The organism is Micromonospora olivasterospora, assembly GCF_007830265.1.
GTDB lineage: Bacteria > Actinomycetota > Actinomycetes > Mycobacteriales > Micromonosporaceae > Micromonospora > Micromonospora olivasterospora.
Map to the genome: position 1 here is coordinate 5,117,827 of NZ_VLKE01000001.1, position 22,312 is coordinate 5,140,138.

The following is a 22,312-nucleotide window of genomic DNA, read 5'->3' on the forward strand; positions in this document are numbered from 1 at the left end:
AGCCCGAGCGCCCGCCGGCCCACGATGACCCACCGCCCTCCGGCCCGATGATCCCGGCACCACGGGTACCCCGCTACGACGTCGCGACCCAGGTCCTCTGGCACCTGGCCGGTGAGCTGCGCACCCCCGCCCAGACCATGCGCGGATACGGCGATGCCCGGTGACGGCGTACGCGATCAGGGCGGGCGAAGTCCTGCATCTCACCCGCGCCGCCAGCCCGCAGTTCGTACGCCCGATCGCCAACGTGAACCGGGTCCGGGTGCCGGGGTGAGGGGCCGTCGGGAGCACCTGCCGACCCGTCCCACCTGGCGCTGTCTGGCGTGCGGGATCGCCTGGCCCTGCTCGCCCGCGAAGCTGCGCCTCCTCGGCGAGTACCGGGGCAACCGTGCCGCCCTCGGCATCTACCTCGCCGGCCTGATGATCGAGGCCGTCGAGCAACTGGCCGAACTGGACCCGGCTGCGCCTCCGGCGGACCTGACGGACCGCTTCCTCGGCTGGCTCCGCCCGCGCGGGTGACCCGAACCCCGCGCGGGCCGCCCCGCGCCGTTCAGCTCCTGAACGGCGCGGGGCGGTTTCCTCACCGACGCGGACGCGGACCGACGACCACCCCGGGTACGGGGAAGTCGCCGGCCGCGCGCAACGCCGTCAGCTCGTCACCGGAGGGGGGCCGAGGGCTTCCTGCCGGTGCCCATGGGTCCTGTGGTGGTTGTGGCGGGAAGGCGGCGATAGCACAGACGGGGCAGCTCCACAGGAACCGCACAGACAGCTGACCACCCGTCCCCGACGCGCCGGGCATCGCCACCGTCGACGGCCCGTCAGTCCTCGGCGCGCCAGCGGTAGAACTCCTTCGCCAGCGAGTCCTGGTGCCCGCGCCAGGTCTCCGGCCGGTACGGGCTGATGTACGGGCTCAGCTCCTCCATGACCTTGGCGAACGCCGGCTTGTGATGGTTGTGCCGTTGGGCCTCGGCGACGGAGGTGTCCTGCTCCAGCAGGTGGACGTACACGTCGTCGATCGAGTACAGCCAGCGCCCGCTCACGCCCAGCTCCCTCGGCAGCGACCCGGCGTCGGACTCGGCGAAGACGCGCGCCACGTCGGACTCCGCGCCCGGCTTGATCCGGCCCACGATCACGGTCAGCTTCGTGTCGGCGGGCTCCGGCCCGTCCGGCGCCCAGTGGTAGAACTCCTTCGCCACCGAGTCCGACGGGTTCTTCCAGTACCTCGGGTACGGGGTCACGTACGGCGCGATCTCCTCGGCGATCTTCTGGAACGCGGGCAGCCCGCGGGTCTGGCCCGAGATCTTGGGGTCCTGCAGGCGCTCGATGACGTGGATGTAGAGGTCGTTGTGCGACAGCAGGCGCCGCCCGATGACGCCCAGGTCCTGCGGCCGGGTGGCCTTGTCGTAGTGCCCGAAGACCGGGCCGACCTTGTCCTCACTGCCGGGGACCATGCGGCAGACGATCACGTTGCGGAAGACCATGACGACTCCTTGACTGGGATGGGATGCGGGACGGGTCGGGCGTACGGGATCAGGCGGTGAACCGGACGGGAAGCTCCAGCAGGCCGCGGAACGGCGACGCCGCCGGCAGCCGGCGCAGCTCCTCGGCCGGCACCGCCAGCCGCAGGTCGGGCAGCCGGTGCAGCAGCGCCGAGATGGCGATCTGCGCCTCCATCCGGGCCAGGGAGACCCCGAGGCAGTAGTGGACGCCGTGGCCGAAGCCGATGTGCGGGCCGCGCTCGCGGGTGAGGTCAAGCCGGTCCGGGTCGGCGAAGTGCGCGGGGTCGTGGTTCGCCGCGTTGATCACCACGCCGACGACCGAGCCGCGCGGGATGCGTACGCCCTGGTACTCGACGTCCTCGGCGGCGATCCGGGGGCTGGCCACCGGCAGCGGGCCGTCGAACCGGAGCAGCTCCTCGATCGCGGCGGGCAGCAGCTCCGGGTCGGCGCGCAGCAGGGCGAGCTGCTCGGGGTTGGTCAGCAGGGCCACGGTCGCGTTGCCGAGGAAGTCCGCGGTGGTCTGGTGCCCGGCGAACAGCAGCAGGAACGTGGTGGTGACCAGTTCGGACTCCGACAGCGTCCCCTGCCGGTCGCAGGCGGCGATCAGGTCGCTGACGATGTCGTCGGCGGGCCGCGCGCGCTTGGCCTGTACGAAGTCTGCGAGGTAGTGGTGCAGCCGCAGCTGTGCCTCCTGCACGGCCGCCCGGTCCCGCTCGGGGTTCTTCGACGACCCGGACGTGCGGATCACCTGCGTCCAGTCGAGGACCTGGTCGTGGTCGGCCTTCGGGATCCCGATCAGCTCGGAGATCACCTTCATCGGCAGCGGGATCGCGAAGTCGTGCATCAGCTCGGCCTCGCCCCGCGGCGCGACCTTGTCGAGCAGCTCGTCCACGATCTGGGCCACGCGCGGGCGCAGCGCCTCGATGCGGCGCGGGGCGAACGCCTGCGACACGATCCGCCGCAGCCGGCTGTGCTCCGGCGGGTCCGAGTTGAGCATGTTCCGGTTCAGCGCCTCGGAGTTCGGCCCGAAGATCCGCAGGTAGTGCTGGCCGGGCCCGTACAGGTCCTTGGACAGCCTCGGGTCGGTCAGCGCGGCCTTCGCGTCGTCGAACCTGCTGATCAGGTACGAGTCGAACCGCGGCCCCTTGACCAGGCAGACGGGCGCGTTCTCCCGCAGCTCGGCGAAGGTGGGGTAGGGGTCGACTGCGAACTCGTCGGTGTAGTACTCGGACGCGGGTACGACGGGCTCGGTCATGACGACTCCTCGCTGCGTACGCTGTGCAGGACCTGGTAGGTGTTGCGCTGGGCGGACTCGCGCAGGTCGCGGATCACCCGCAGCAGGTGGTCGCGGTGCTCGCTGCGGCCGAAGGCGTCGAGCCGTTCGCGGTCGGCCCAGTCGCTGATGATCAGGTAGCTGCGCGGGTCCTCGGCGTCGCGAACCAGGTCCTGGCGCAGGCAGCCGTCCAGGTCGCGGATCTTCTCCGCCGCCGACAGCCACTCCGCCTCGAACTGCTGCTCGCAGCCCTCCCGGGCGCGCATCGCGAGCACGGTGCGCACGGTGGTCACCGGGCACCCCCGAACACCAGGTGCAGGTTCTTGCGCAGGGCGTCGGCGTCGACCGGCTGGCTGCGGAACCCGACGTGTCCGTCGGGGCGGATCAGGTACAGGGCGCTGCCGGCGACGCCGTACCGCGCGCGGAACTCGCCCGCGGCGTCCCGTACGACCGGCGGGTTGAGCATCGCCGGCACGTGCGCGTCGGGGCTGGCCAGCAGGTACGCCTCGATCTCCCCGCACGCCAGTCGGCGGACGTCGGCGCACAGCTTCTCCACGGCGGCCACCTCCGCTTCCGCGGCCGAGCGGTCCGCGTACACCAGCAGGGTGTGCCGGGTGCCGCGGGTCAGGTCGCGCAGCCGCAGCGGGTGTCCGACGCCCCGCCGGTGCAGGCCGCCCACGTCGGGGGCCAGGTCGCCGGGCGCGGGGCCGTCGCGCAGGGCGTCGGGGGCGGACAGTGACTCGCCGACCAACGGGCTGCGCGAGTAGCTGAGCAGCATGCCCATCTCCTGGAGGAACTGCCGCTTCAGGTCGTCGCGGTCCAGTTCCTCGGTGAAGGCCATCCGCACGGCCCGCCCGACGATTTCCTCGCCCTCCGGGCGGCGCTCGGTCTCGTAGCTGGCCAGCAGGCCCGGCGCGGCGACACCCCGGACGGCGAGGGCGAGCTTCCACGCGAGGTTCCAGACGTCCTGGATGCCGGTGTTCATGCCCTGGCCGCCCGCGGGCGGGTGCAGGTGCGCCGCGTCGCCGGCCACGAACACCCGGCCCTCGCCGTACCGGTCCACGATGCCGTGACTGATCCGGAACACCGACGACCAGCGCAGGTTCGACGCGCGGGTGCCGGGCGGGGCGAGGTGGTCCAGCGCGGCCTGCACGTCGGCGAGGGTCGGCGCGGCGAGTTCCTCGCTGAACCCGGGCGGGGCGTCCCGCCCGCCGGTCTGCGCGAAGAACCGGGGCGGGGCCAGGGTGGCGATGCGGTACCGGGACTCGCCGCGCAGCGGTACGCACACCAGCATGCCGTCCATCCGGCCGTCGGTCTCGTGCAGGAACCGCAGCAGGTGGCCCTCGGGCATGTCCCAGTCCACGTCGACGTCGCCCAGCATGAACAGCTGCGGGAACCGGCCCAGCCCGCCGGTGAACGTCAGCCCCAGCAGCTCGCGGACCCTGCTGTGCGCGCCGTCGCAGCCGACGAGGTACTTCGCGCGTACGGTCTCGGTGCCGCCGCCGGCCAGCGTGAGCGTGGCCAGCACGCCGTCGCCGTCCTGGGTGAACGTGGTCAGCTCGGCGCCCCGCCGCGGGCGCACCCCGAGCGTGGCCAGCCGCTCGGTGAGCAGCCGCTCGGTCTCGTACTGGGGAAGGCCCAGGTGCGCGTACGGCAGCTCCGGCAGCTCCCAGCTCATCCGGTGGGTCTCCACGCCGTTGACGAACACCATGTTGCCGGTCAGCCAGATCCCGGTGTTCATCGCCTCCCGCACGATGCCCTGGTCCTCCCAGATCTCCATCGTGCGGCAGTGGATGCCGATCGCCTTGTCGGCCTGCCCGGACGGCATGGCCAGCCTCTCCACCACCCGGCAGTCGACGCCGCGCCGGGCCAGCTCGACGGCGGCGGTCAACCCGGTGGGCCCCGCGCCGACGATGAGTACGTCCGTTGTCGTGTGCACGTCGATCTCCTTGCCCGTCGTACTGGGTTCCCGCCTGTCGTCGGGGTGGGCCGCCGGATGGAACAGGCGGCGCCGGAAGTCCTTGAGGAGGAACGGCGCGATCGGTCCCGCCTCCTCCTGCGCGTGCGCCGGGTTGCCGATCCAGCGGTAGAACTCGGCCTCGCTGCGCCACTCGGCGAAGATGTGGTGGGTGTCGGAGCCGGGGGAGCGCAGCAGTTCCTCCCGCAGGTACCCGGGCACCCCGGCCATCCGCTCGGTGACCTCGGCGTAGCCGCGGTCGAACTCCGCCCGCCGGGCGGCCGGGACGGTGATCTCGACGTCGACGAAGACCATCGCCGGGGTCGTGCCGTCCGGGTCGCGCATCGCGCGGTAGTCGCCCGGCGCGGGCGCCTCGCACAGCGGGCGTAGGGCGTCGGCGAGGCGCGCGGCGACCGGCCCGTTCTCGAAGTCGCGCAGCGCGGACTCGTCGGCCCACTCGGTGACGACGACGAACGCCCGCGGATCGGCCGCGTCCGCCAGCAGTTCCCGCCGGAGGTTGCCGGCCAGGGACCCGCTCTGCCCGGCGACCGCCCGCCACGCGGATTCCACGCCGCGCTCGCACCCCGGGCGAGCGCGCATCCGGACCATTGTCCTGATCATCAAGTCCCCTTCGACGGCCTGCGCGAGACGATCGAGCGGGTGACCCGCCGGAGCCGGTTGACGGGGTTTGAGCTGCACGAACACCGCTCGCCTCAGCAGCGAGTCTGCGGGAGGGGCGTCACCCGGGCGTCACCGCTCACGGACGGTCCGTAAGCGCCACGGTGACAGTCCACGCCCCCGGCCGGGTCCGGAGCCCGCGATGTCGGCGACCCACCCTCGCCTTCCGGGAATCGGCCGGACAGCGCGGCCGGCGGGCACGCTGGTCACCGTAGGTGAGCGTGCGGGGGCGCTCCGTCCGACGGAAGGAGACCAGGGTGAGGAAGAGATGGGCGGCGGTGGTCCTCGCCGCCGTCGTGGCCGTACGACGGCACCTCCGGCCGGGCCGGTGGCCGCCGCGCCGGATCCCGACCGGATCGTCAGCACCGACGCGCGTGCTACCGACGCGCGTGCTACCGACGCGCCGTCCTCGGCCGTCGGCGCGGGTTCCGGGGTCGGCACCGACGCGATCTTCGGCGGCGACGAGCGGATGCCGGTGAACCCGACCACCACGTTCCCGGCCAGCGGCACCGTCCTGACCGCGAACCTCGTCTACGTCCAACACGACGCCACCGGCGGGCAGGACGGCAGCCCCATCTTCTACCGGCCCGACCCGGAGGACCTGTGCCCCCTGCCGCCGAGGCCGCCGTGGCCGTGGCCGTGGGCGCTGCGGACGGTGCTGGGGATCCTGTCCAGCGGACCATCCGGCGGAGGGCCCGGCGCCGTGAACAACATCGGCACCCGGATCACCCGGGCGGCGTACAACAACCTGATGCTGTGGCGCTGAGCGGCACACGAGGGGCTTCCGGGGCGGGCCACCCGGAAGCCCTTCGCACGGCATCGAGGAGCATTGACACTAGTACGGCAGCCGCCATTGGTGGTCTGACCTCGCGGGACGCGGTGGGGGCGTGCAACGTGGACGCAGCCGCCTGTCGATCATGTGTTTGTGAGGACTACAAGATCGAAGGCGGCTGCGGTTGCCAGGGTAGCGGCTGGGCGCGCGGTGCGGGAACGGGCCGGGCTGTTGCAGCGGCTGCGGTCGTGCTTCGCCCGAACGCAGACGTGGCAGCACGCGGGAAGATACATATCGGCGCTGGTCAGCCAGGTGCCGAAGCGCAACGGGTGGACCATCGCCGAGCAGGTCGGGGACGCCACGCCGGACCGCACGCAGCGGCTGCTGAACCGGGCGGTGTGGGACACGACGGCCGCGATGAGCCAGGTCCGGCGGTTCGCCGCTGCGGGTCTGGACGAGGCGGCGCGCCGTCGGCGGCGGCGTGGCCTGGTCGTCGGCGCGTTGGACGAGACGGGCCAGCCCAAGCAGGGCAAGGCGACGTGCGGGGTGAAGCGGCAGTACATGGGGTGCGCGGGCCGGGTCGCGAACGGGATCAACACGGTGCACCTGTCCTACGTTCGGGAGAAGACGGGGCACGCGTTGATCGGGGCGCGTCAGTGGATCCCGGCCGAGCACATCACCGACCCCCGGGCCTCGGCCGGTATGGGACTGCCGCCGGAGGTGGAGTTCCGCACCAAGGGCCAGCTGGCCATCGATATCTGTGCTGATGCGTTCGCCGACGGCCTGGTATTCGACTTCGCCTGCGGCGACGAGGTGTACGGCAACTGCACACAACTACGGGAGTTCTTCGAGCAGCACGGGCAGGCGTACGTGCTGCGGGTCGCTGCCACCTTCATGATCGACCTGCCCTCCGAAGCGAAACTGACCTGCGCACAGGCCGTCACGCTGCTGGTCAAGGACAAGCGTCGGTGGGAGGTCCGCTCGGCCGGTACCGGGTCGAAGGGACAGCGCTGGTATGCCTGGGCGTGGATCGCCACCGCCTCGCCCCGCCATCATCTGCTCATCCGCCGTCACCTGCGCAGCGGTGAACTGGCCTTCCACTACTGCCATGTGCCCGAGGGGCAGATCCTGACCAAGACGAGGCTGATCCGCGCTGCCGGGCTGCGCTGGCCGGTCGAGGAAGATTTCGAGTTCAGCAAGGACCACTTCGGCCTGGACCAGTGCCAAGCGAGGCTCTACACCGCGATCCAGCGGCACACCGTGCTGGTCATGGCCGCCCTCGCGGTCTGCGCGGTCACCGCCGCCCACCTCGCCGACCGCACCGACACCCAGGCACCGCCGCCAAGCACACCGGACCAGCCGCCGCCACCCGAGCCCGGAATGATCCCGCTGACCGTCCCCGAGGTCAAACGACTACTCGCCAACGCCCTCCAGCATCCGAAACCACCCGGCCACGCCACGCACTGGCTCAACTGGCGACGCCGTCACCAGGCCCGCGCCCGCTGGTTCCACCAACGCACACGGCTGAACCGGGACTACACCCTGGTCAGCTAGCAACTGGCGGCTGCCGTACTAGACGACTGATAACCGGAGTTTGCTGCGCGTTCAGTGGTCGTAGGCGATGAGGCTGCGGGTGACGGGCTGGCCGGTCTTGTGGTTGTGCCAGATGGCGGCGGTCAGGGCGAGCAGGCGTTGAGCAACGCGGGTCGCGATGCCTTCGAAGGTACGGCCGCCGTGTAGTTCCAGGTCGAGTTGGCCCTTGAGCGTGTCGTTGACCGACTCGATCAGTTGGCGGACGGCCTTCAGGAGGCCCTGGCCGGGGCGTTGCTTCTCCTTCTTGCGGTTGGGTCGTAGCAGGGTGACACCGCGGTCGGCCAGGTCCTGCTCGAAGCGTTTCGCGGCGAAGCCCTTGTCGGTGATCAGTAGCAGTCCGGGCCGGCCGGCGAGCAGGGCGGGCTCGCGGTCGAGCATGTACTCCACGACCTCGCGTTCGCCGATCTTCGCATCAGCCAGGGCCCACATGATGGGCAGGCCGGTCGGGGTGCAGATCAGGTACAGGCGCAGTCCCCAGAAGAACCGTGAGTGTGACGCGCAGTAGCCGTAGGTGGCCCAGCCGGCGGCGTCCGAGCGTTGCACGGTGGGCCTCGACCGGCCGCACTCGACCGGGGTGGAGTCCAGGATCCAGTGGTTGTCGAACCAGAAATCGGTGTCGAAGGCCAACGCTCGGATGAAGTGCTGGATCAGCGGCAGGGCGGCCCGCAGTCGCTTGTTGTAGCCGGGCTGGGACAGCTGGACCGGGAACAACGCGCGTAGGTTCTTCGCCAGGTAGCGGACCCACCGGCGTTCGGAGCGGATGTTCAGCAGCGACTGCATGACCGCCATGGTGATCAGTTCGGCGTCCGACAGCACTGGGGTGAACCCGGTCACCGGGCGGGCCGGACGTAGATCAGGGCGGGCTTTCAACTCGTCATCGATCTTCACGTACAGTGCGGTAGCGAGGGTCTCCAGATCGACGTGCACATGGCCTCCATGGTCATAGTTGCGTAGCAACGTCGATCATGGAGGCCCTCGTCCGTTCACCGCACCTGTGTCCCATCCACACAGGCCACCGTGGTTATCACTCGTCTAGGGCAGCGTCGGCGGCGTCGGGGGCAGCGGCAGGGGCAGGCCGGGCAGGCCGTCGATGCTGGTCGCGACGTGTTCCTTCCCGGCGAAGTAGTCGCTGAGCGACTCGTCGGTCTCCCGCGCGAACCGCCTCGCGTGCAGGTCCCGGTCCTCGTCGTAGGTCATCAGGGGCACGGCGTAGCCGCAGGTGTCCCGGATCAGCTCCGCACGGACCACGATGATCGCCCGCAGCCCGTGCGAGCTGGTGTCGGCGGCGGGGAAGTGGCTGACCAGTTCAGGCCACCGGGGGTCGTCGCGGAACACCGGCTCGCCGCGCCCGTGCACCCGCACGATGTTCGGCGGCCCCTGGAAGGCGCACCACATCAGGGTGATCCGGCCGTTCTCGCGCAGGTGAGCGATGGTCTCGGCGTTGCTGCCGGCGAAGTCGAGGTACGCCACGGTGAGCTCGTCCAGGACGGCCCAGGAGCCCGCCAGTCCCTTGGGCGAGAGGTTGATCGTCCCGGTGGCGGCGAGCGGCGCGGTCGCCGTGAAGAACATCGGCTGCGCCTCGACGAAGTCGCGCAGCCGCCCGGTGATGTGTTCGTACGTCTTTCCCACGGTGCTCTACCGCCTCTCCGCGTCCCGGACTCGCGCCGTTGCCGCGTCTCCGATCGTCCCAGGACCCGGCGGCAGGCGGACGAGCCAGTTCCCGGTGCGTGGACGTAAGGAGGACCGCGGGACACACGAGTTCCGCGGCCGGGCGGTGTGCCCCACCCGGGCCGCGCGGCGGCTCAGATCGGGAGCTGCGGGCCGAGCACAGTGCCGGGGTCATAGCGGCGCTTCACCCGCCGCCACCGATCGACGGTGGGCACACCGAACTGTGCGCGGTAGAAATCCCGCTCCACCCGGTGATAGCCGTGCAGATACTGCCGGCCGCCGAGTTCGTGACAGAGTGCCCCGGCAGCGTCGAAATGCTCCCGGTACTCGTCGACCCGATCTGGCGGCACGATGCAGTAGAAGCCGAACGTGCGTACCCGGTCGGCGTCGGGCAGCGGACTCAGTGGCGGCCGGGGCCGGTCCCCGGTGCGCAGAAAGGCGCCGTTGACCACGGGGACCACGGTTGGGTCGGCAAACCGCTCGCGGACCGCAGCGAAGAAGGCGTCAGCTTTCTCCATCGGCAGGAAGAAGTCGCTCCACAGCCGGCGTGCCTCGGTCTCGTCCGCCAGCAGGCCGGCGGCGACCTGGCCGCGGGCGATGCCGACGGAGAACCCCGCCTCCGCCTCGAACAGGCGCTGGTGATAGTCGGCGACCAGGGTCTCGTCCGGCTCGGCCGCCACGTTCCGCGCCGACCGGCCGACTTCGACCTTCCACCGGCGGGCGGCGGTGGAGTACACCGCACGGCACAGGCGTAGCCGCTCGTCGCGCCACACCTGTTCCGCCACCGTGGCGAGGTCGCCGCCGTCGAGCCGACGGATCAGGACGGCCGGCTGCGCCGGGACCACCCGGAGCTCGGCTCGGACGATCAGACCCACCTGGCCGAGGCCACAGAGGGCGTACCAGAACAGATCCTGGTGCGGGCCGTCGGCGGTCGCGTGCACGAGCGCGGCGTCACCCGTGACGACATCCAGGGCCACCACCTGATCAACGACCGCGCCGAGGAAGGGCGACGTCGGTCCGAAGCCGCCGACCGACAGCGTGCCGCCGACCGAAGCGTGCTCGTTGCTGGTGACGACCGGCAGGGCGAGGCCGTGCTCGTGCAGCCAGCGGTGCAGCGTTCCCCATCGCACCCCGGCCTCGACCCGCACGACCGCCGCCCCGGTCAGCTCCATCCGGTCCAGCGCGGCGGTGTCCAGCAGCAGACCGTCGGTGAGGGCCTGCCCGTTGCTGCTGCACCCGTTGCCCCGCGCGACGACCGGCAGGCCGTGGGCGGATGCGTACCGCACCGTCTCCTGGACGTCGGCGGCCCCGGCGGCGAACACGACCGCCTGCGGCTCCTGGCAGCGGATCCGGCCGAAGTCCCGGTGCCACTCACCGGGCACCGGGCCGAGCAGCTTGCCGGCCAGCAGCCTGGCCAGCGATCGATGCGACGTCATCACGCGGTCGTAGCCGGCCGGCTGATCAGGCCCTTGAGCTTCGCTGCGAAGTGGTCGAAGAACGGCACCATGTGGCAGACCGGGTCGCCCTGCCGGACCGCCGCGACGGCACGATCGCGCCACTCGTCGATCGCGGCGGCGACGTCGGCCAGGTCGACCGCACCCGAGGCGACCAGGTGGGCGAGGTTGCCGTCGCGCTCATCAATGTCGTCGAAGTCGACCGCGTCGTCGCCGATCATGTACAGCACGCCCAGCGCCTCGCCGAACTCGCGGGCGGGCGTCACCATCTCGGGGACCCCGCCGGCCAGGCAGTTGACGGCGGCGTAGTTGGCGAGCATCACCCCGGCCTTGATCCGGGCCGCCGCGATCCAGGACTCGACCGTCGTCGGTCGGGGCGCGCTGACCTCGACGATCTCCTGCCGCCAGATGTCGCGGTAGTCGTCCTCGAGCGTCCTGAGCACCTCGACCGGCCGTTCCCGGCCGGCCAGCAGCGTCGTACCGACCGACAGCAACTGGACCCCGAAGATCTGGTCGCGGGGCGAAAGCGGCTGGTCGTCGTCGATGAGGTCGTCGATCAACTTCACGCCGACCGCGTGGATCGAGACCCCTGCGCCGAGGTCGGCCCGCGCCCTCGGGTCGCGCACCCACAGTGTCGTGTAGTACGGCGTACGCGGGTAGCCCTGCAGGTCGCGGACGAAGGCCAGCCCCTGCGGAGACATGCCCAGGCTGGTCAGCTCGGCGAGGCACCGCTGGACCACCCGCGCCTGGCTGTCGTCCATTTCGGCCTTGAACTCAGGAAACGTCAACACGGTCGTCCTCCAGGAGAAAGGTGATCAGGCGGTCGGCGAAGTCGGCCATGAAGCCGGCGATCGGGAACTCCGGCGGGAACTCGTCCAGGGCGCGCAGCGCCTCGGCCCGCCACCAGCGGGTCGCCGCGACGGCCGCGTCACGGCTCACCCGCCCGGTGCCGATGAGGTGGCACAGGTTGCCGCCCGCCTCGCCGAGGTCGCGATGGTCGCGGATGTCGTCCCCGATCATGAACAGGACACCGAATGCCTCGCAGAAGGCGCGCGCGGCCGGCAGGCGCTCCACGACATCGGCCGCGAGGCAGGCGGCGGAGGCGTAGCACATCATCATCCGGCCCGACTTGATGCGGGCATAGTGAATCCAGCTGTCGAGGTCGTGGGCCGGGCGTTCCGCCTCGTTGATCTGCTCCCGCCAGATCACCTCGTAATCCTCGTCGAAGACGCGCAGCACCTCGGCCGGCCGGTGGTAGGCGCCGAACGTCGCCGTGCTGCTCTGGGTGAGGAACATGCCGAGGATCTGGTCCCAGGGCCGGATCGGCTGGTCGCGGTCCATCAGGTCGTCGACCAACTTGATGCCCATCGCGTGGGTGCAGATCGCGATCCCCAGCTCCTGGCGCTGCACGGGATCCGGCACCCAGAGCGAGGCGAAGTACGGGATCCGGGGGTAGCCCTTCATCTGGCGGACGTACTCCAGCCCGGTCGGGGTCATGCCGACCCCGGCCAGGCGGTCGGTGATCCGCTCCAGCAGGGCGCGCTGCGCGACCGCCCACTCCTCGTCGAGGCCGCTCACTCTGGAGAGCACGGCTCCCCCTCCTTCTCGTCGATCGGTAGCGGCGCACCGTCGAGCACCGCGGCCACGGCGGCCACGGTCCGCCGGCGGGCCCGGTCCGGGTCGAGCAGCGTACGGGCGAGCGCCGCCGCCCGGCTGCGGCGTCGGGGCAGCTCGTCGGGGTCGCCCACCCAGCGGACGGCGACCTCGACCAGCTCCTCCATCCGGTCGAAGCCCTGGCCGACGCCGTGTTCGGCGAGGAACGGGCCGACCCATTCCTCCATTGGCAGGCCGGAGCGCACCAGCAGTTGCGGAATACCGAAGTAGAGTCCCTCCAACATGGAGTTCGGCCCGGTCTTGGAGATGAACAGCGGCGCGTCCGCCGCGTTGAGCCAGGAGAGGTACCGCAGGTAGTCCCCCTGCGCCAGCCGGTCGAAGGTCTGCCAGGCCGGCACCTTCAGCTCAATCAGCAGCTCGGCCGCCTCGGCGGCCAGCGCCGGATTGTCGTACGCGACGAAGACCAGCGCCGCGTCGGGGTGCGCGCGGGCGATCCGTTCGAGGGCGGCGAGATACTCCCGGCCGCCCCGGTTGGACAGGATCAGTATGCGGGTGCTGGTCGCGGTCAACGCCGGATCGAGGGCGCCGACGGCGTCGCCGCTATCGACGGCACCGGCGGCGCCTTCGAAGACCTGGGCGGCCTGGGCCTGCGCGAGCAACCGGCCGACCGGCACGACCCGCCCGGGCCGGTAGCCGTGCTCGCGGATGAGATAGTCCCTGGCCCGGTCGAACTGCACCAGGTGTACCGGCAGGTGGGGCGCCCGGTGCACCGGCAGCCGGAGCAGCCCTTCGTTGGTCACGTAGTTGACCACCGGCGCCGTCAGATCCGCGACCCGCAGCGCGGCGTGACTCAGCCGGGAGATCACCCCCTTGGTGCCGATCACCAGGTCCGGCTTCGTCCGGGTGAAGTGCTCGACGACGGGTGCCAGCCGCTCGGCGGTCGCCGCCGGCACCGGGTCGTCGTCCAGGTCCGCCGGCAACCGGCCGGTGAAGTCGGCCATGAGGCGCAGGTATCCTGCCCGGACCTCGTCGGCGGGCAGCCGCGCCGCCACCAGCTCGCGAATGGCGGCGCCAGCCTCGGCGAACTGCGGAAAGATCGTCTCTGCCTCGACGACGGTGACGTCCGCCTTCTCCAGACCGGCAGCCAGGGTCGCGGCGAGCGTCCGGCCGGCGAGGAGATTCCCCAGCTCTCCCCAGGTGCGCATCGAGATGACCTGCACGCTGCGGGTCATGCCCACTCCCTCCGTCGCGTTCGCGGTGTCATGCCAGCAGTCCCGGGTTGAACAGGCCGTGCGGGTCCAGTTCCCGGCGCAGCCGGCGCAGGGCGACGAGGTCGGCCCCGTACATCGACTGCAGGTCCGCCTCGTCCAGGTCGTACCAGCCGGCCAGGTACGGCCGACCGCCCAGCGCGAGGCACTCGGCCAGCACCCGGCGGTGCATGCCCTGCACCCGCTCGACGCCGGCCCGGTCGCCGCGCGGAACGCTGAAGTACAGCCCGAAGCCGAGGGCGAGGCCCCGCAGACCGGCTGCCGGGGTGAACGGCACACTCGGGCGCTGCTCCGGGCGGTGCACGCCCAGCATGAGCAGCCGGCCTCCGCCCTCGCGGTAACCGGGCGTCGCCAGGATCTCCGCTTCGAGGAAGCGGGCGAACTCGACCGCGGCCGGCGACGACAGGCAGTAGTCGGCCCAGATGAAGTGCACCGACGGGTCGGCCGGGTTGCGCCGGGACTCCCGCATGGACCGCAGCGGCCAGTCGGCCTCGACGCGGATGTCGGCCCGGCCGGGCAGCCGTCGCGGCAGCGGAGTGCCCATCGTCCCGTACGTCGTGACGAAGCCGCCCTCGTAGTGTTGGGCGGAGAAGAGGTCGACCGGCGACCGCTGCTCCTCGGCCAGCCACCCGACGTGCTCGACCAGGGCGGGCAGTGACGGGTGCTGCTGCGTCGCGATGGTGGTGAACCGCTGGTAGGCGACCGTGCGCAGCACCACCCGGTCCAGTACGCCCAACTGGCCGAGCGACCCGATGCCGTACCGGAACAGCTCCGGCGACTCGTCGGGCGAGCACCACCGGGCCTGCCCGTCGGGCAGGATCAGCCGGAACCGCTCGACCAGGTCGACCTGGCCGCCGTGCGCGATCGTGCCCTCGCCGTAGCCGCCCACCGACAGGGTGCCGCCGATCGAGACCGTCAGGTGGTTGGTCAGCACCGGGATGCTGCGTCCCAGCGCGTTCAGGGCCGTCTCGGCGGCGTGCCAGGGAGCCCGGGCGCACACCTCTGCGGTGCCGTCGTCGTGCAGCCGGACCTCGGGATCCCCCGGCTCGCCGACGATCAGCACCCCGCCGTCGGACAGGCCCTGCAGGCCGAAGGAGTGCCCGCTGCCGCGCACCGCGACGGGCATCCCGGCCGCGCGGGTGGTCCGCAGGACGTGCGCGACCTCCTCCGCCGAGGTCACCGGAGCGACGACGGCGGGCAGCAGGTCGTGCAGGCGGCCCACGTTCGTGGCGTACGCCCGCCGACCGACCGGATCGGACCGTGCCGGCCGGCGCAGCCCGCGCTGCAACTCGGCAACGAGCGCCCGGCGGGCGGCGGGGTGACCGGTGCCGCCGGGCCGGCCGCCCGGGCGGCCGGACAACTCGCGCAGGGTCTCCCGCCAGCCGGCGGTCTCCAGGCCGTTGCCGACGACGACCCAGTCGGCGCCGCAGTCGTGATAATGGCGGACCTGGCCGTACGAGCGCACGCCGCCGCCGACGAACAGCAGCTGCTGCGGCGCCAGACCGCGCCGGTAGGCACGGAGCACCGCCTCGGGGACTCGGCCGTGCCGGTAGAGCAGGTACGCGAGGTCGAAGTCGCCGGTGGCGACCGCCGCCACCAGCCGGGGCAGTTCGGCACCGGCCTCGGCCGTCGGTGGCGCCCCGACCGCCTCGTGGGTCTTGCCGTCGCTGCCGAACGCGAACGACGCCGACTGCAGCAGTTCGGGTGCCCCGTCCCCGAGCGCCGCCGCGGCGACGGCGGTCTCGGCCGCGCCGCCGGAGACGAAGAAAGACCGCAGCGAGTTCGGAACCGCATGCACCAGGACCGCGTCGGCGCCTGGGCAGAGCGGAGCGCCCCGGCCGGGTATCGACGGGAAGTGCAGGACGATCGGCAGGTCCGTCCGCTCGCGCAGGTCGGCGACGTAGGGTGCCACCTGCCGGTCGAACGCGGCGTTGTCGGTGCTGCCGACGAGCAGCACGGGATGGCCGAGGTCGGCCACCGCCCGCGACTTCTCCACCGCCTCGGCGAGCGGCACCTTGTACGGGTCGACGACGTGCAGCAGCCCGGGGGCCTGCGCCCGCAACGCCGTCAGCACCGGCGCGGCCACCGGGACCGTGCTCAGATTCCCGGGAAGTCGCACTTCGCGCATAGATCGGTCCGTTCCTTTCGCAGCAGGCTGGCGCGGCGGGCCGTGTACTTCTCGTTGTTCCAGATCTCCGCGATGGTGTTGTCGTTGACGTTGCCCATGACCTCCTGCACGCTCCAGTCCTGGCAGCACAGGACGACCCGGCCGTCGTGGGTGATGTAGAACTCGTTGAACGGCCGCACGCAGAACTGGTTGAGCAGCACGGTCGGGCGGCCCGGCACGTTGCCGGCGCGGTTGGTGAGGATGGCGTTCGGATTGCGGTCCACCAGCACCAGTTCGGGCCGGGCCGGATACTGGCGGACCCTGGCCAGGACCGAGAGGTCCGTGGTGTAGTCGTTGACGACGACGGTGGCGTACCTGGTCAGCTTTTCGGCCAACTCCTCGGTCAGCTTGGAGCCGTTGGTCTGGATGGAGATCGACGCCTTGGTCCGTTCCTTGGCCATCCGCACCATCTCGGGCAGCCGCCGGTCCAGCAGCGGCTCGTTGAACAGGTAGGGGTGGATGACTCCGGTGAAGTCGGCGAGCTGGTCGAGTAGCGACTCGTAGAGCTCCATCGACATCCGGCCGGACGGCATCTTGATGGTGCCGATCGGACAGAACGAGCAGCGGTAGTTGCAGCCGCTCATCGTCTCGATCGCGATCATGCCGAACTCCGGCGACGTACGGCTGGACTTCTGCTTGAGCCAGGCGGCGTCGCTGAGCGCCTTGGTTCCGGCACCGTGGAAGTAGGTGCGGGACACTCCGCTGAGCACGTTGAGGACGCCTTTGCCCTGCGCGCGCTGCTTGATGTACTTCGCGATGTCCGTCATGCGGGTTCCCCTCGGGAGATCGTGGGAGACACCGGTAGCGGCGAGGCCGCGGGTTTGGTGTGCCGGGTGTACGCCGACCAGGGGATCTCACGCCGTGGCCGCCCGACGATCCCGCGAGCCGCGAGCCCCAGCGCGACGTGGCAGAACCAGACGAAGTGGATCGACTTGAGCAGCCACTTCTTCGCGGCGAAGCGGAGGCCGTGGCCGCGGGCCGCGGGCGCCAGCGGCCACAGTCCGTAGAAGTACATGCGCCAGTACCGGCCGGCGACCTCGGCGGGGAAGTCGGACATCAGCACGGCCGCGGTCAGCAGCGAGCGGTTGACGCGGTGCCTGATCTCGCCCGCCGGGCCGCCGGTCAGGTGGTAGCAGGCGGCGTCCGCGACGATGTGCGTGCGGTGCAGCGGGTTCTCGTGCCGCGGATCGAGTAGCGCGAAGCAGAAGTAGTCGTCCTCGCAGGTGTAGCGGTCCGGGATGCCGCGGGCCACGAGTTCGGCGTCGACGACCATGCAGCAGCCGTGCGGGTAGCCGAACTTCGGCGTCTTGGTGATGTGCTTGCCCCGGTGCAGCAACCGGGCCGCCGCGTACGGGTTGGGCCGGGGCACCTTGCTTGCCCCGGCCGAGCCCCGGGCGCCCCGTTCGAGGAAGTCCTCGAGCAGCCGTCCGATGCAGCCGGTGCTGAATGTCACGTCGTCGTCGACCCAGGCCACGCCGGTCAGGCCGAGGCCGGTGGCCAGTTCGAATGCGGCGTTGAGCATGCGGCTCTTTCCGGCCTGCGGCATCGCGATCCCGACGAATGTCGGCCCGCCCCCGGAAGCGGTGATCTCGCCCAGCCGCTCCAGCCGCTCGATCGCCTCGTCGTGCTGGTCGTCGCGCCACTGCATGCCGACGACCAGCACGCGTGGGCGGGCGGCCACCGTCGGCGGCAGATCCGCGAGCTGGGCGAGGAGCTCACCGACGGTCTCGCGGTGGCTGGACAGCGGTGCCCGAGCCACGTATGTCGGCAGGACCAGGGCGAACCCACCGCCGAAGCCGACGCCGAGCTCCCCGGCGACGGCCGAGACCGGCAGTCCGGACCGGCTACCGGATGCTCCGGGACGGACCACCACACACTCCGTCGGCGGGGGATCACCGGCGGCGGGCTGATAGCCCCGCCGGATCGCCCAGCGCACGGGCCGGGTCATAACCTCGATCATCGGTACCTCCGCATTCGTCAGTCACTGGCGACGGCGGACCAGAGCCGGCGCAACTCGTCGGAGCTGTCGAGCAGGTCGTCCAGGGCGCCGACCGCCTCCAGCCGGCCGTCGCGCAGGACCACGACGAGGGCGGCCCGGCGCAGCACCTCAGGCCGATGGGACACCGCCAGGACCGTGCTCCCACCGTCGCGCAGGATTCCGTCCCACAGGGCGTCGCTGGTCGCGGGATCGAGTGCGCTGGAGACGTCGTCGCACAACAGCAGCGGGGTACGCCGGACGAGCATCCGCGCCACGGCCACCCGCTGCGCCTGGCCACCGGACAGGCGCAGCCCACGCGGCCCGATCACGGTGTCGAGGCCCTCGGCCAGCACGGCCAGGTCTGCGTCGAGCGCCGACCGGGACACCGCCTCGGCCAGCCGGTCGTCCGGCAGCCCCAGCAGGATGTTCTCCCGGATCGTCCCGGTGAACAGCCGTGGCACCTGCGGCGTGTAGGCACACCGCGGCGGCACCAGCACCGACCGGCGGTCCGCAGGCAACGGGACGTCGTCCCAGCGCACCTCGCCGGTGGCGCCAGGCACCTGGCCGAGTAGGGTGCGCAACAGCGTGGTCTTGCCCGAGCCGACCTGGCCCACCACGACCGTCAGCCGACCGGCGGGCATCGTGAACCCGATGGCGGACACCCCGTGGCCGGCATCGTCGTGCCGAGCGGTGAGGCCCGCGATCGTGATAGTCGGCGGGCCGCTGGTCGGTGGCGGAGGTGAGGATCCCGGCGGAGTGCCGACCATCGCACCGGGCCGGGAGTGATCGAGATCCATGCCGTGCCGGGGGTGCAGCCGACCGCCGGTGATCGCGGTCATCCGGCGTAGCGCGACGAGCACGCGCTGCAACTGGACGGTGAGCACGCCGAGCGAGGCGAGCGTGTCGACGAGCAGCTGCAGGTAGAACGTGAACAGCACCATGTCGCCGATGGACAGCCGGTTGCCGCTGATGGCCGGTGCCGCGATCAGCAACACGATGCCGGTGCCGAGCGGCGCGGCGTTCAGCAGGGTGCTGCGCTGCACGGCGACCGCGAGCTCCTCAGAGATGGCGACCCTGGCCCGGACGGCGTTGAGCGCATCCAGGCTCCGGGTGACCGCGTCCTCGGCACGCGCGGCCTGCACGCCCAACGGCACACTCATCACCTCGCGCAGTGCCTCGCTGACCAGGGCGGTCTGGGCGCGGCTCTGCTCGCGGTAGGACATCATCCGGCGGTGCACCAGACGCATCACCGCGACCATCACCACGAACAGCCCGAGGATGCTCAGCGTGATGAGCACGTCGATGCGGAGCATGATGGTGATCGCGGCGACGGCGAACAGCCAGCGGGCGATGTTGATCGGTGACCACACGACGAAGAAGCCGGCGTCCGCGGCATCAGCGCCGACGGTCGTGACCGCCTCGCCCGCGCCGATGTGCCCGGCCTCCGGCGGCGGTTCGAGCAGCGACTCGAAGAGCGACAACCGCAACGCGCCGACCGTGTGGTATTGCATCCGCGGTTCGAGCCACGGCACGACCGTGCTGAACTGTAGGGAGATGCGCGCGGCCTCGATGCCGGCGACGAGCGCGACGAGGCTCCACAGGTTCAGGCCGAGAGTCGACTCGCCGCTGAGGGAGTCGAAGGCCATCTGCATCAACAGGCCCAGGGCCAACATGCCCAGCCGCAGCACCGCCCACACGGCGGCGAGCACGGCGTAACGCCGGCCACGGCCGGCAAGCAGCAGGCGTACCCGGTCGCCTTTCGTCTCGGTCACGTCAGGACCGCCCCACGGGGAACAGCCGGTCGGCCGTCTCGTCGTCGCTGCCCGTGAAGTCGGCCCGGGGCGCCAGGCGTGCCACCCGGCCGTCCTCGACCACCATCACGTCGTCCACGATGGTGAGCGTCTCGGGCCGGTGGGCGATGATGAGCGCCGTACGACCCTCGATGAACTTCTCGATCGTCCGGCGCAGCCGCCGCTCCGCGTGCGGGTCCAGCCGGGCCGACGGCTCGTCCAGCAGCACGATGTCGGGATCGGTCAGCAGTGCGCGGGCCAGCGCGAGCAACTGTTCCTCGCCGGCCGACAACCCCGCTCCGCCCGGTCCGATCCGCGTGTCGAGGCCCTCGGGCAGCGCGGCGTACCAGGTGTCCAGGCCGACCTCCTCGACCGCCCGGCGCAGCTGCTCGTCGGGCCACCGGTCGTCGAAGAACGTGAGGTTGTCCCGCAGCGTGGCGGCGATGACGTGCACCTCCTGGGTGACGAGCGTGATGCGGGAGCGCAGCGCTGCGACGTCCAGCTGCCGGACGTCCGTGCCGCCGATCGAGACCACGCCGGCCTGCGGGTCGTACTGGCGGAACAGCATCCGCAGGATGGTCGACTTGCCGCTGCCGCTGCGCCCGATCAGGGCCACCCGGCGGCCCGGCGCGATCGTGAACGACACGTCCGACAGCACCGCGCGTTCGTCGTAAGCGAAGGTGACGCCGGTGAAGCTCACCGCGCCGCGCCCCGGCGGGAGGGTGCCGTCGCCGTCGGGAACGATGTGGGCCTCGCCGAACAGCTCCTCGATGCGGCGGACGCTGCCCAGGACGTCTTCCATGTCCTGAAAGCGGGAGGTGATGCTGACCAGGGGCATCCGCAGCAGGATCGCGTACGACAGGCCCGCGAAGACGGTGCCGACGCTGGCGCCCCGGTGCTGACTGAGCCACACCCCGGTGGCCAGCGCCGCACAGAGGTTGACGGCGGTGAGCACCTGGACCGCCGCCGGCCAGGTGACCGTGGCCCGCGCGGCCCGTCGGGCCAGTCGGTAGTGGTGCAGGATCCGTTGCCAGGCGCCCTCCAGGGCGTGCGCCGTCCCGCCGTTGGCCTTGAGGTCCTCCCGCCCGGTCAGGCTTTCCTCGAGATGGCCGAGCAGGCTCGCCTCGGCCCGCTGTCGGTCGGCGATGAGCGGCACCGCGCGGCCGAGCAGGCGCCGTAGCAGGAGCAGCATCACCGCCGCAAGCGGGGTGAAGAGCACGCCGTAGCGCCAGTCGAGCAGGAAGAGCGCCACGACGATGCCAATGATCAGCAGCAGTTGGGCCGCGATGTCGAGCACCAGCTCGGACAGGAGCTTGGCCAGCCGCGTGACGTCGCCGTCCATCCGGTCGACCAGCTCCCCCGGCGAGTGCCGCAGGAAGAACTTCGGGCCCTGTCGCAGCACGTGAGCGAGCAGGTCGTGGCGCACCTCGTTGGTGGTGCGCCACGCGACCCGGCCAGAGACCCAGCCGGTGCCGGCCGACAGCGCCTGCCGCACGGCTGCCAGCACCACGAAGACGGCAGCGTAGCCGGCCAGTTCGCCCTGCGACCGGCCGGCCACCGCCGCATCGAGGAACCGACGTACGACCTGTGGTGCCACCAGTTGGGTGCCGACGTCGAGCGGTATCAGCGCGGCCAGCAGCAGAAAACTGCGCCGATGGCGGCAGACGTAGCCCCGATAGCGGGCCCAGTTCGTCTCGACCGCCCGTTGCTCCTGTGAGGCCATCTGGTCAGCCGCGCCCGGCGACCGCGGCCCGGGCGGCGGGGGGCAGTTCGGCGGCGTCGCCGACGGGCCAGCGACCCGGTACAGGTCCGATTTCGGGCAGCTCGTCGATCTGGAGCCGGCACCACGGCGACAGCGTCTCGTCGGTGCGGGTCCGTTCCCGGAACGAGTCCCAGCCGACCCACTCGACCTGATCGACCTCGTCCGGGTTCGGCACCGGGTCGCCGGCTGCCTGGGCCACGTAGACCGGACACATCTCGTTCTCGACCACACCGTCGAGTTCGGCGCGGTAACGGAAGCGGGGCAGCACCAGGTGAAGGTCGCTCAGGGTGAGTCCCAGCTCGGCCTGTGCCCGCCGGTGCACGGCGTCGGTCACCGGCTCACCTGGGCCGGGATGGCCGCAGAAGCTGTTGGTCCAGATACCTGGCCATGTCCTTTTTCGCAGCGAACGCCGCGACATTAGGAACCGCCCGCTACTGCTGAAGACGTAACAAGAAAACGCGAGATGTAGTGGTGTGTCATCGGTGTGAACGGTGCGTTTGTCCTGCTCGCCGACGGCCCTACCGTCGTGATCGAGTAGCACGACGAGCTCCATACCACTCCTCCGCCAGCCGGATCGGTCGATTTCGCTCGCACAACAATCCACGGGAAATTGACTCTCGTCAACCCGGAGCGCAAATCGGTCAACACGGAAAATCGAGGATGAACGAAGTTCCGGGCCCCGGACGGCGCTCGGATCCGCTACAGTCGATGCCTGACCGGTCGCGGCTGGTTACGCCAAAGAGGGCCACTTCACCCCCGATATTGACAGAAAGTAATCGTGTTTCGGCGACATCCGGCTAGGTCCTGTCGCTCCAGCCCGCGTGATCGGACACCGGTCACCT

At 71.2% G+C, this 22,312-nt stretch carries 19 protein-coding genes; 3 read left to right on the plus strand and 16 right to left on the minus strand.

The genetic code is table 11. The features are described 5' to 3' along the window. Positions 1-267 precede the first annotated feature (267 nt). The gene (locus JD77_RS23560; RefSeq protein ID WP_145776216.1) at positions 268-516 is read left to right on the plus strand and encodes a flavin reductase; all 249 of its coding nucleotides are present in this window, start codon (positions 268-270) and stop codon (positions 514-516) included. Positions 517-815: 299 nt separating this feature from the next. Here JD77_RS23560 and JD77_RS23565 read toward each other — a convergent pair whose 3' ends face one another. Genes JD77_RS23565 through JD77_RS23580 form a run of 4 tightly spaced genes read right to left on the minus strand, consistent with a single transcriptional unit; the run spans position 816 to position 5,347 of the window. Next, the gene (locus JD77_RS23565) at positions 816-1,478 is read right to left on the minus strand and encodes a TcmI family type II polyketide cyclase (protein WP_145776217.1); all 663 of its coding nucleotides are present in this window, start codon (positions 1,476-1,478) and stop codon (positions 816-818) included. A gap of 49 nt (positions 1,479-1,527) precedes the next feature. Further along, on the minus strand, positions 1,528-2,751 hold the full coding sequence (locus JD77_RS23570; RefSeq protein WP_145776218.1) for a cytochrome P450 family protein: 1,224 nt from the start codon (positions 2,749-2,751) through the stop codon (positions 1,528-1,530). Continuing rightward, positions 2,748-3,062 carry a putative quinol monooxygenase gene (locus JD77_RS23575; RefSeq protein ID WP_145776219.1) on the minus strand — a complete coding sequence of 105 codons (315 nt, stop codon included), beginning with the start codon at positions 3,060-3,062 and terminating at the stop codon, positions 2,748-2,750. The genes JD77_RS23570 and JD77_RS23575 overlap by 4 nt, the downstream gene beginning before the upstream one ends. Continuing rightward, positions 3,059-5,347, minus strand: a complete 2,289-nt coding sequence (locus tag JD77_RS23580; RefSeq protein WP_145776220.1) for an FAD-dependent oxidoreductase — start codon at positions 5,345-5,347, stop codon at positions 3,059-3,061. Before JD77_RS23580 ends, JD77_RS23575 begins: the two co-directional genes overlap by 4 nt. A gap of 385 nt (positions 5,348-5,732) precedes the next feature. On the opposite strand from JD77_RS23580, the gene JD77_RS23585 reads away from it, so the two are divergent. Together JD77_RS23585 and JD77_RS23590 are read left to right on the plus strand one after the other, a co-directional pair. Next, positions 5,733-6,170 (plus strand): hypothetical protein, encoded by a 438-nt coding sequence (locus JD77_RS23585; RefSeq protein WP_246140873.1) that lies wholly within the window; start codon positions 5,733-5,735, stop codon positions 6,168-6,170. 216 nt (positions 6,171-6,386) lie between these two features. Next, positions 6,387-7,730: an IS701 family transposase gene (locus tag JD77_RS23590; RefSeq protein ID WP_246140610.1), complete on the plus strand. Its 1,344-nt coding sequence runs from the start codon at positions 6,387-6,389 to the stop codon at positions 7,728-7,730. 51 nt (positions 7,731-7,781) lie between these two features. On the opposite strand, the gene JD77_RS23595 is transcribed toward JD77_RS23590, so the two are convergent. The 12 genes from JD77_RS23595 to idi all read right to left on the minus strand — a co-directional run bounded on the left by JD77_RS23595 (position 7,782) and on the right by idi (position 22,023). Next, positions 7,782-8,696, minus strand: a complete 915-nt coding sequence (locus tag JD77_RS23595; protein WP_145775322.1) for an IS982 family transposase — start codon at positions 8,694-8,696, stop codon at positions 7,782-7,784. 105 nt (positions 8,697-8,801) lie between these two features. Next, a complete protein-coding gene (locus JD77_RS23600) occupies positions 8,802-9,398 on the minus strand; it encodes a pyridoxamine 5'-phosphate oxidase family protein (RefSeq protein WP_145776222.1) in 597 nt (198 codons plus the stop codon). A gap of 173 nt (positions 9,399-9,571) precedes the next feature. Beyond that, positions 9,572-10,873: an FAD-binding oxidoreductase gene (locus JD77_RS23605; protein WP_145776223.1), complete on the minus strand. Its 1,302-nt coding sequence runs from the start codon at positions 10,871-10,873 to the stop codon at positions 9,572-9,574. Then, on the minus strand, positions 10,873-11,679 hold the full coding sequence (locus tag JD77_RS23610; protein WP_145776224.1) for a hypothetical protein: 807 nt from the start codon (positions 11,677-11,679) through the stop codon (positions 10,873-10,875). Before JD77_RS23610 ends, JD77_RS23605 begins: the two co-directional genes overlap by 1 nt. Further along, the gene (locus JD77_RS23615; protein ID WP_145776225.1) at positions 11,666-12,481 is read right to left on the minus strand and encodes a class 1 isoprenoid biosynthesis enzyme; all 816 of its coding nucleotides are present in this window, start codon (positions 12,479-12,481) and stop codon (positions 11,666-11,668) included. Before JD77_RS23615 ends, JD77_RS23610 begins: the two co-directional genes overlap by 14 nt. Then, a complete protein-coding gene (locus tag JD77_RS23620; RefSeq protein WP_145776226.1) occupies positions 12,466-13,737 on the minus strand; it encodes a glycosyltransferase family protein in 1,272 nt (423 codons plus the stop codon). Before JD77_RS23620 ends, JD77_RS23615 begins: the two co-directional genes overlap by 16 nt. A 28-nt stretch (positions 13,738-13,765) precedes the next feature. Continuing rightward, positions 13,766-15,901, minus strand: coding sequence for a geranylgeranylglyceryl/heptaprenylglyceryl phosphate synthase (locus JD77_RS23625; protein ID WP_145776227.1), 2,136 nt, complete (start codon positions 15,899-15,901; stop codon positions 13,766-13,768). After that, on the minus strand, positions 15,871-16,707 hold the full coding sequence (locus JD77_RS23630; RefSeq protein ID WP_145776228.1) for a radical SAM/SPASM domain-containing protein: 837 nt from the start codon (positions 16,705-16,707) through the stop codon (positions 15,871-15,873). Before JD77_RS23630 ends, JD77_RS23625 begins: the two co-directional genes overlap by 31 nt. Further along, complete coding sequence (locus JD77_RS23635) at positions 16,704-17,900, minus strand: glycosyltransferase (protein WP_145776229.1); 1,197 nt, start codon at positions 17,898-17,900, stop codon at positions 16,704-16,706. The genes JD77_RS23630 and JD77_RS23635 overlap by 4 nt, the downstream gene beginning before the upstream one ends. Positions 17,901-17,917: 17 nt before the next feature. After that, positions 17,918-19,690, minus strand: coding sequence for an ATP-binding cassette domain-containing protein (locus JD77_RS23640; protein ID WP_145776230.1), 1,773 nt, complete (start codon positions 19,688-19,690; stop codon positions 17,918-17,920). A 1-nt stretch (position 19,691) separates the two neighbouring features. Then, positions 19,692-21,431, minus strand: a complete 1,740-nt coding sequence (locus JD77_RS23645; protein WP_145776231.1) for an ABC transporter ATP-binding protein — start codon at positions 21,429-21,431, stop codon at positions 19,692-19,694. A 4-nt stretch (positions 21,432-21,435) separates the two neighbouring features. Next, positions 21,436-22,023 carry an isopentenyl-diphosphate Delta-isomerase gene (gene idi / locus JD77_RS23650; protein WP_145776232.1) on the minus strand — a complete coding sequence of 196 codons (588 nt, stop codon included), beginning with the start codon at positions 22,021-22,023 and terminating at the stop codon, positions 21,436-21,438. Positions 22,024-22,312 lie beyond the last annotated feature (289 nt).

Bases quoted from the DNA above. Each gene is read 5' to 3' on its own strand.
- idi (WP_145776232.1), bottom strand. From the start codon at position 22,023: ATGGAGCTCGTCGTGCTACTCGATCACGACGGTAGGGCCGTCGGCGAG.
- JD77_RS23630 (WP_145776228.1), bottom strand. From the start codon at position 16,707: ATGACGGACATCGCGAAGTACATCAAGCAGCGCGCGCAGGGCAAAGGC.
- JD77_RS23635 (WP_145776229.1), bottom strand. From the start codon at position 17,900: ATGATCGAGGTTATGACCCGGCCCGTGCGCTGGGCGATCCGGCGGGGC.
- JD77_RS23605 (WP_145776223.1), bottom strand. From the start codon at position 10,873: ATGACGTCGCATCGATCGCTGGCCAGGCTGCTGGCCGGCAAGCTGCTC.
- JD77_RS23645 (WP_145776231.1), bottom strand. From the start codon at position 21,431: ATGGCCTCACAGGAGCAACGGGCGGTCGAGACGAACTGGGCCCGCTAT.
- JD77_RS23625 (WP_145776227.1), bottom strand. From the start codon at position 15,901: ATGCGCGAAGTGCGACTTCCCGGGAATCTGAGCACGGTCCCGGTGGCC.
- JD77_RS23565 (WP_145776217.1), bottom strand. From the start codon at position 1,478: ATGGTCTTCCGCAACGTGATCGTCTGCCGCATGGTCCCCGGCAGTGAG.
- JD77_RS23620 (WP_145776226.1), bottom strand. From the start codon at position 13,737: ATGACCCGCAGCGTGCAGGTCATCTCGATGCGCACCTGGGGAGAGCTG.
- JD77_RS23580 (WP_145776220.1), bottom strand. From the start codon at position 5,347: ATGATCAGGACAATGGTCCGGATGCGCGCTCGCCCGGGGTGCGAGCGC.
- JD77_RS23570 (WP_145776218.1), bottom strand. From the start codon at position 2,751: ATGACCGAGCCCGTCGTACCCGCGTCCGAGTACTACACCGACGAGTTC.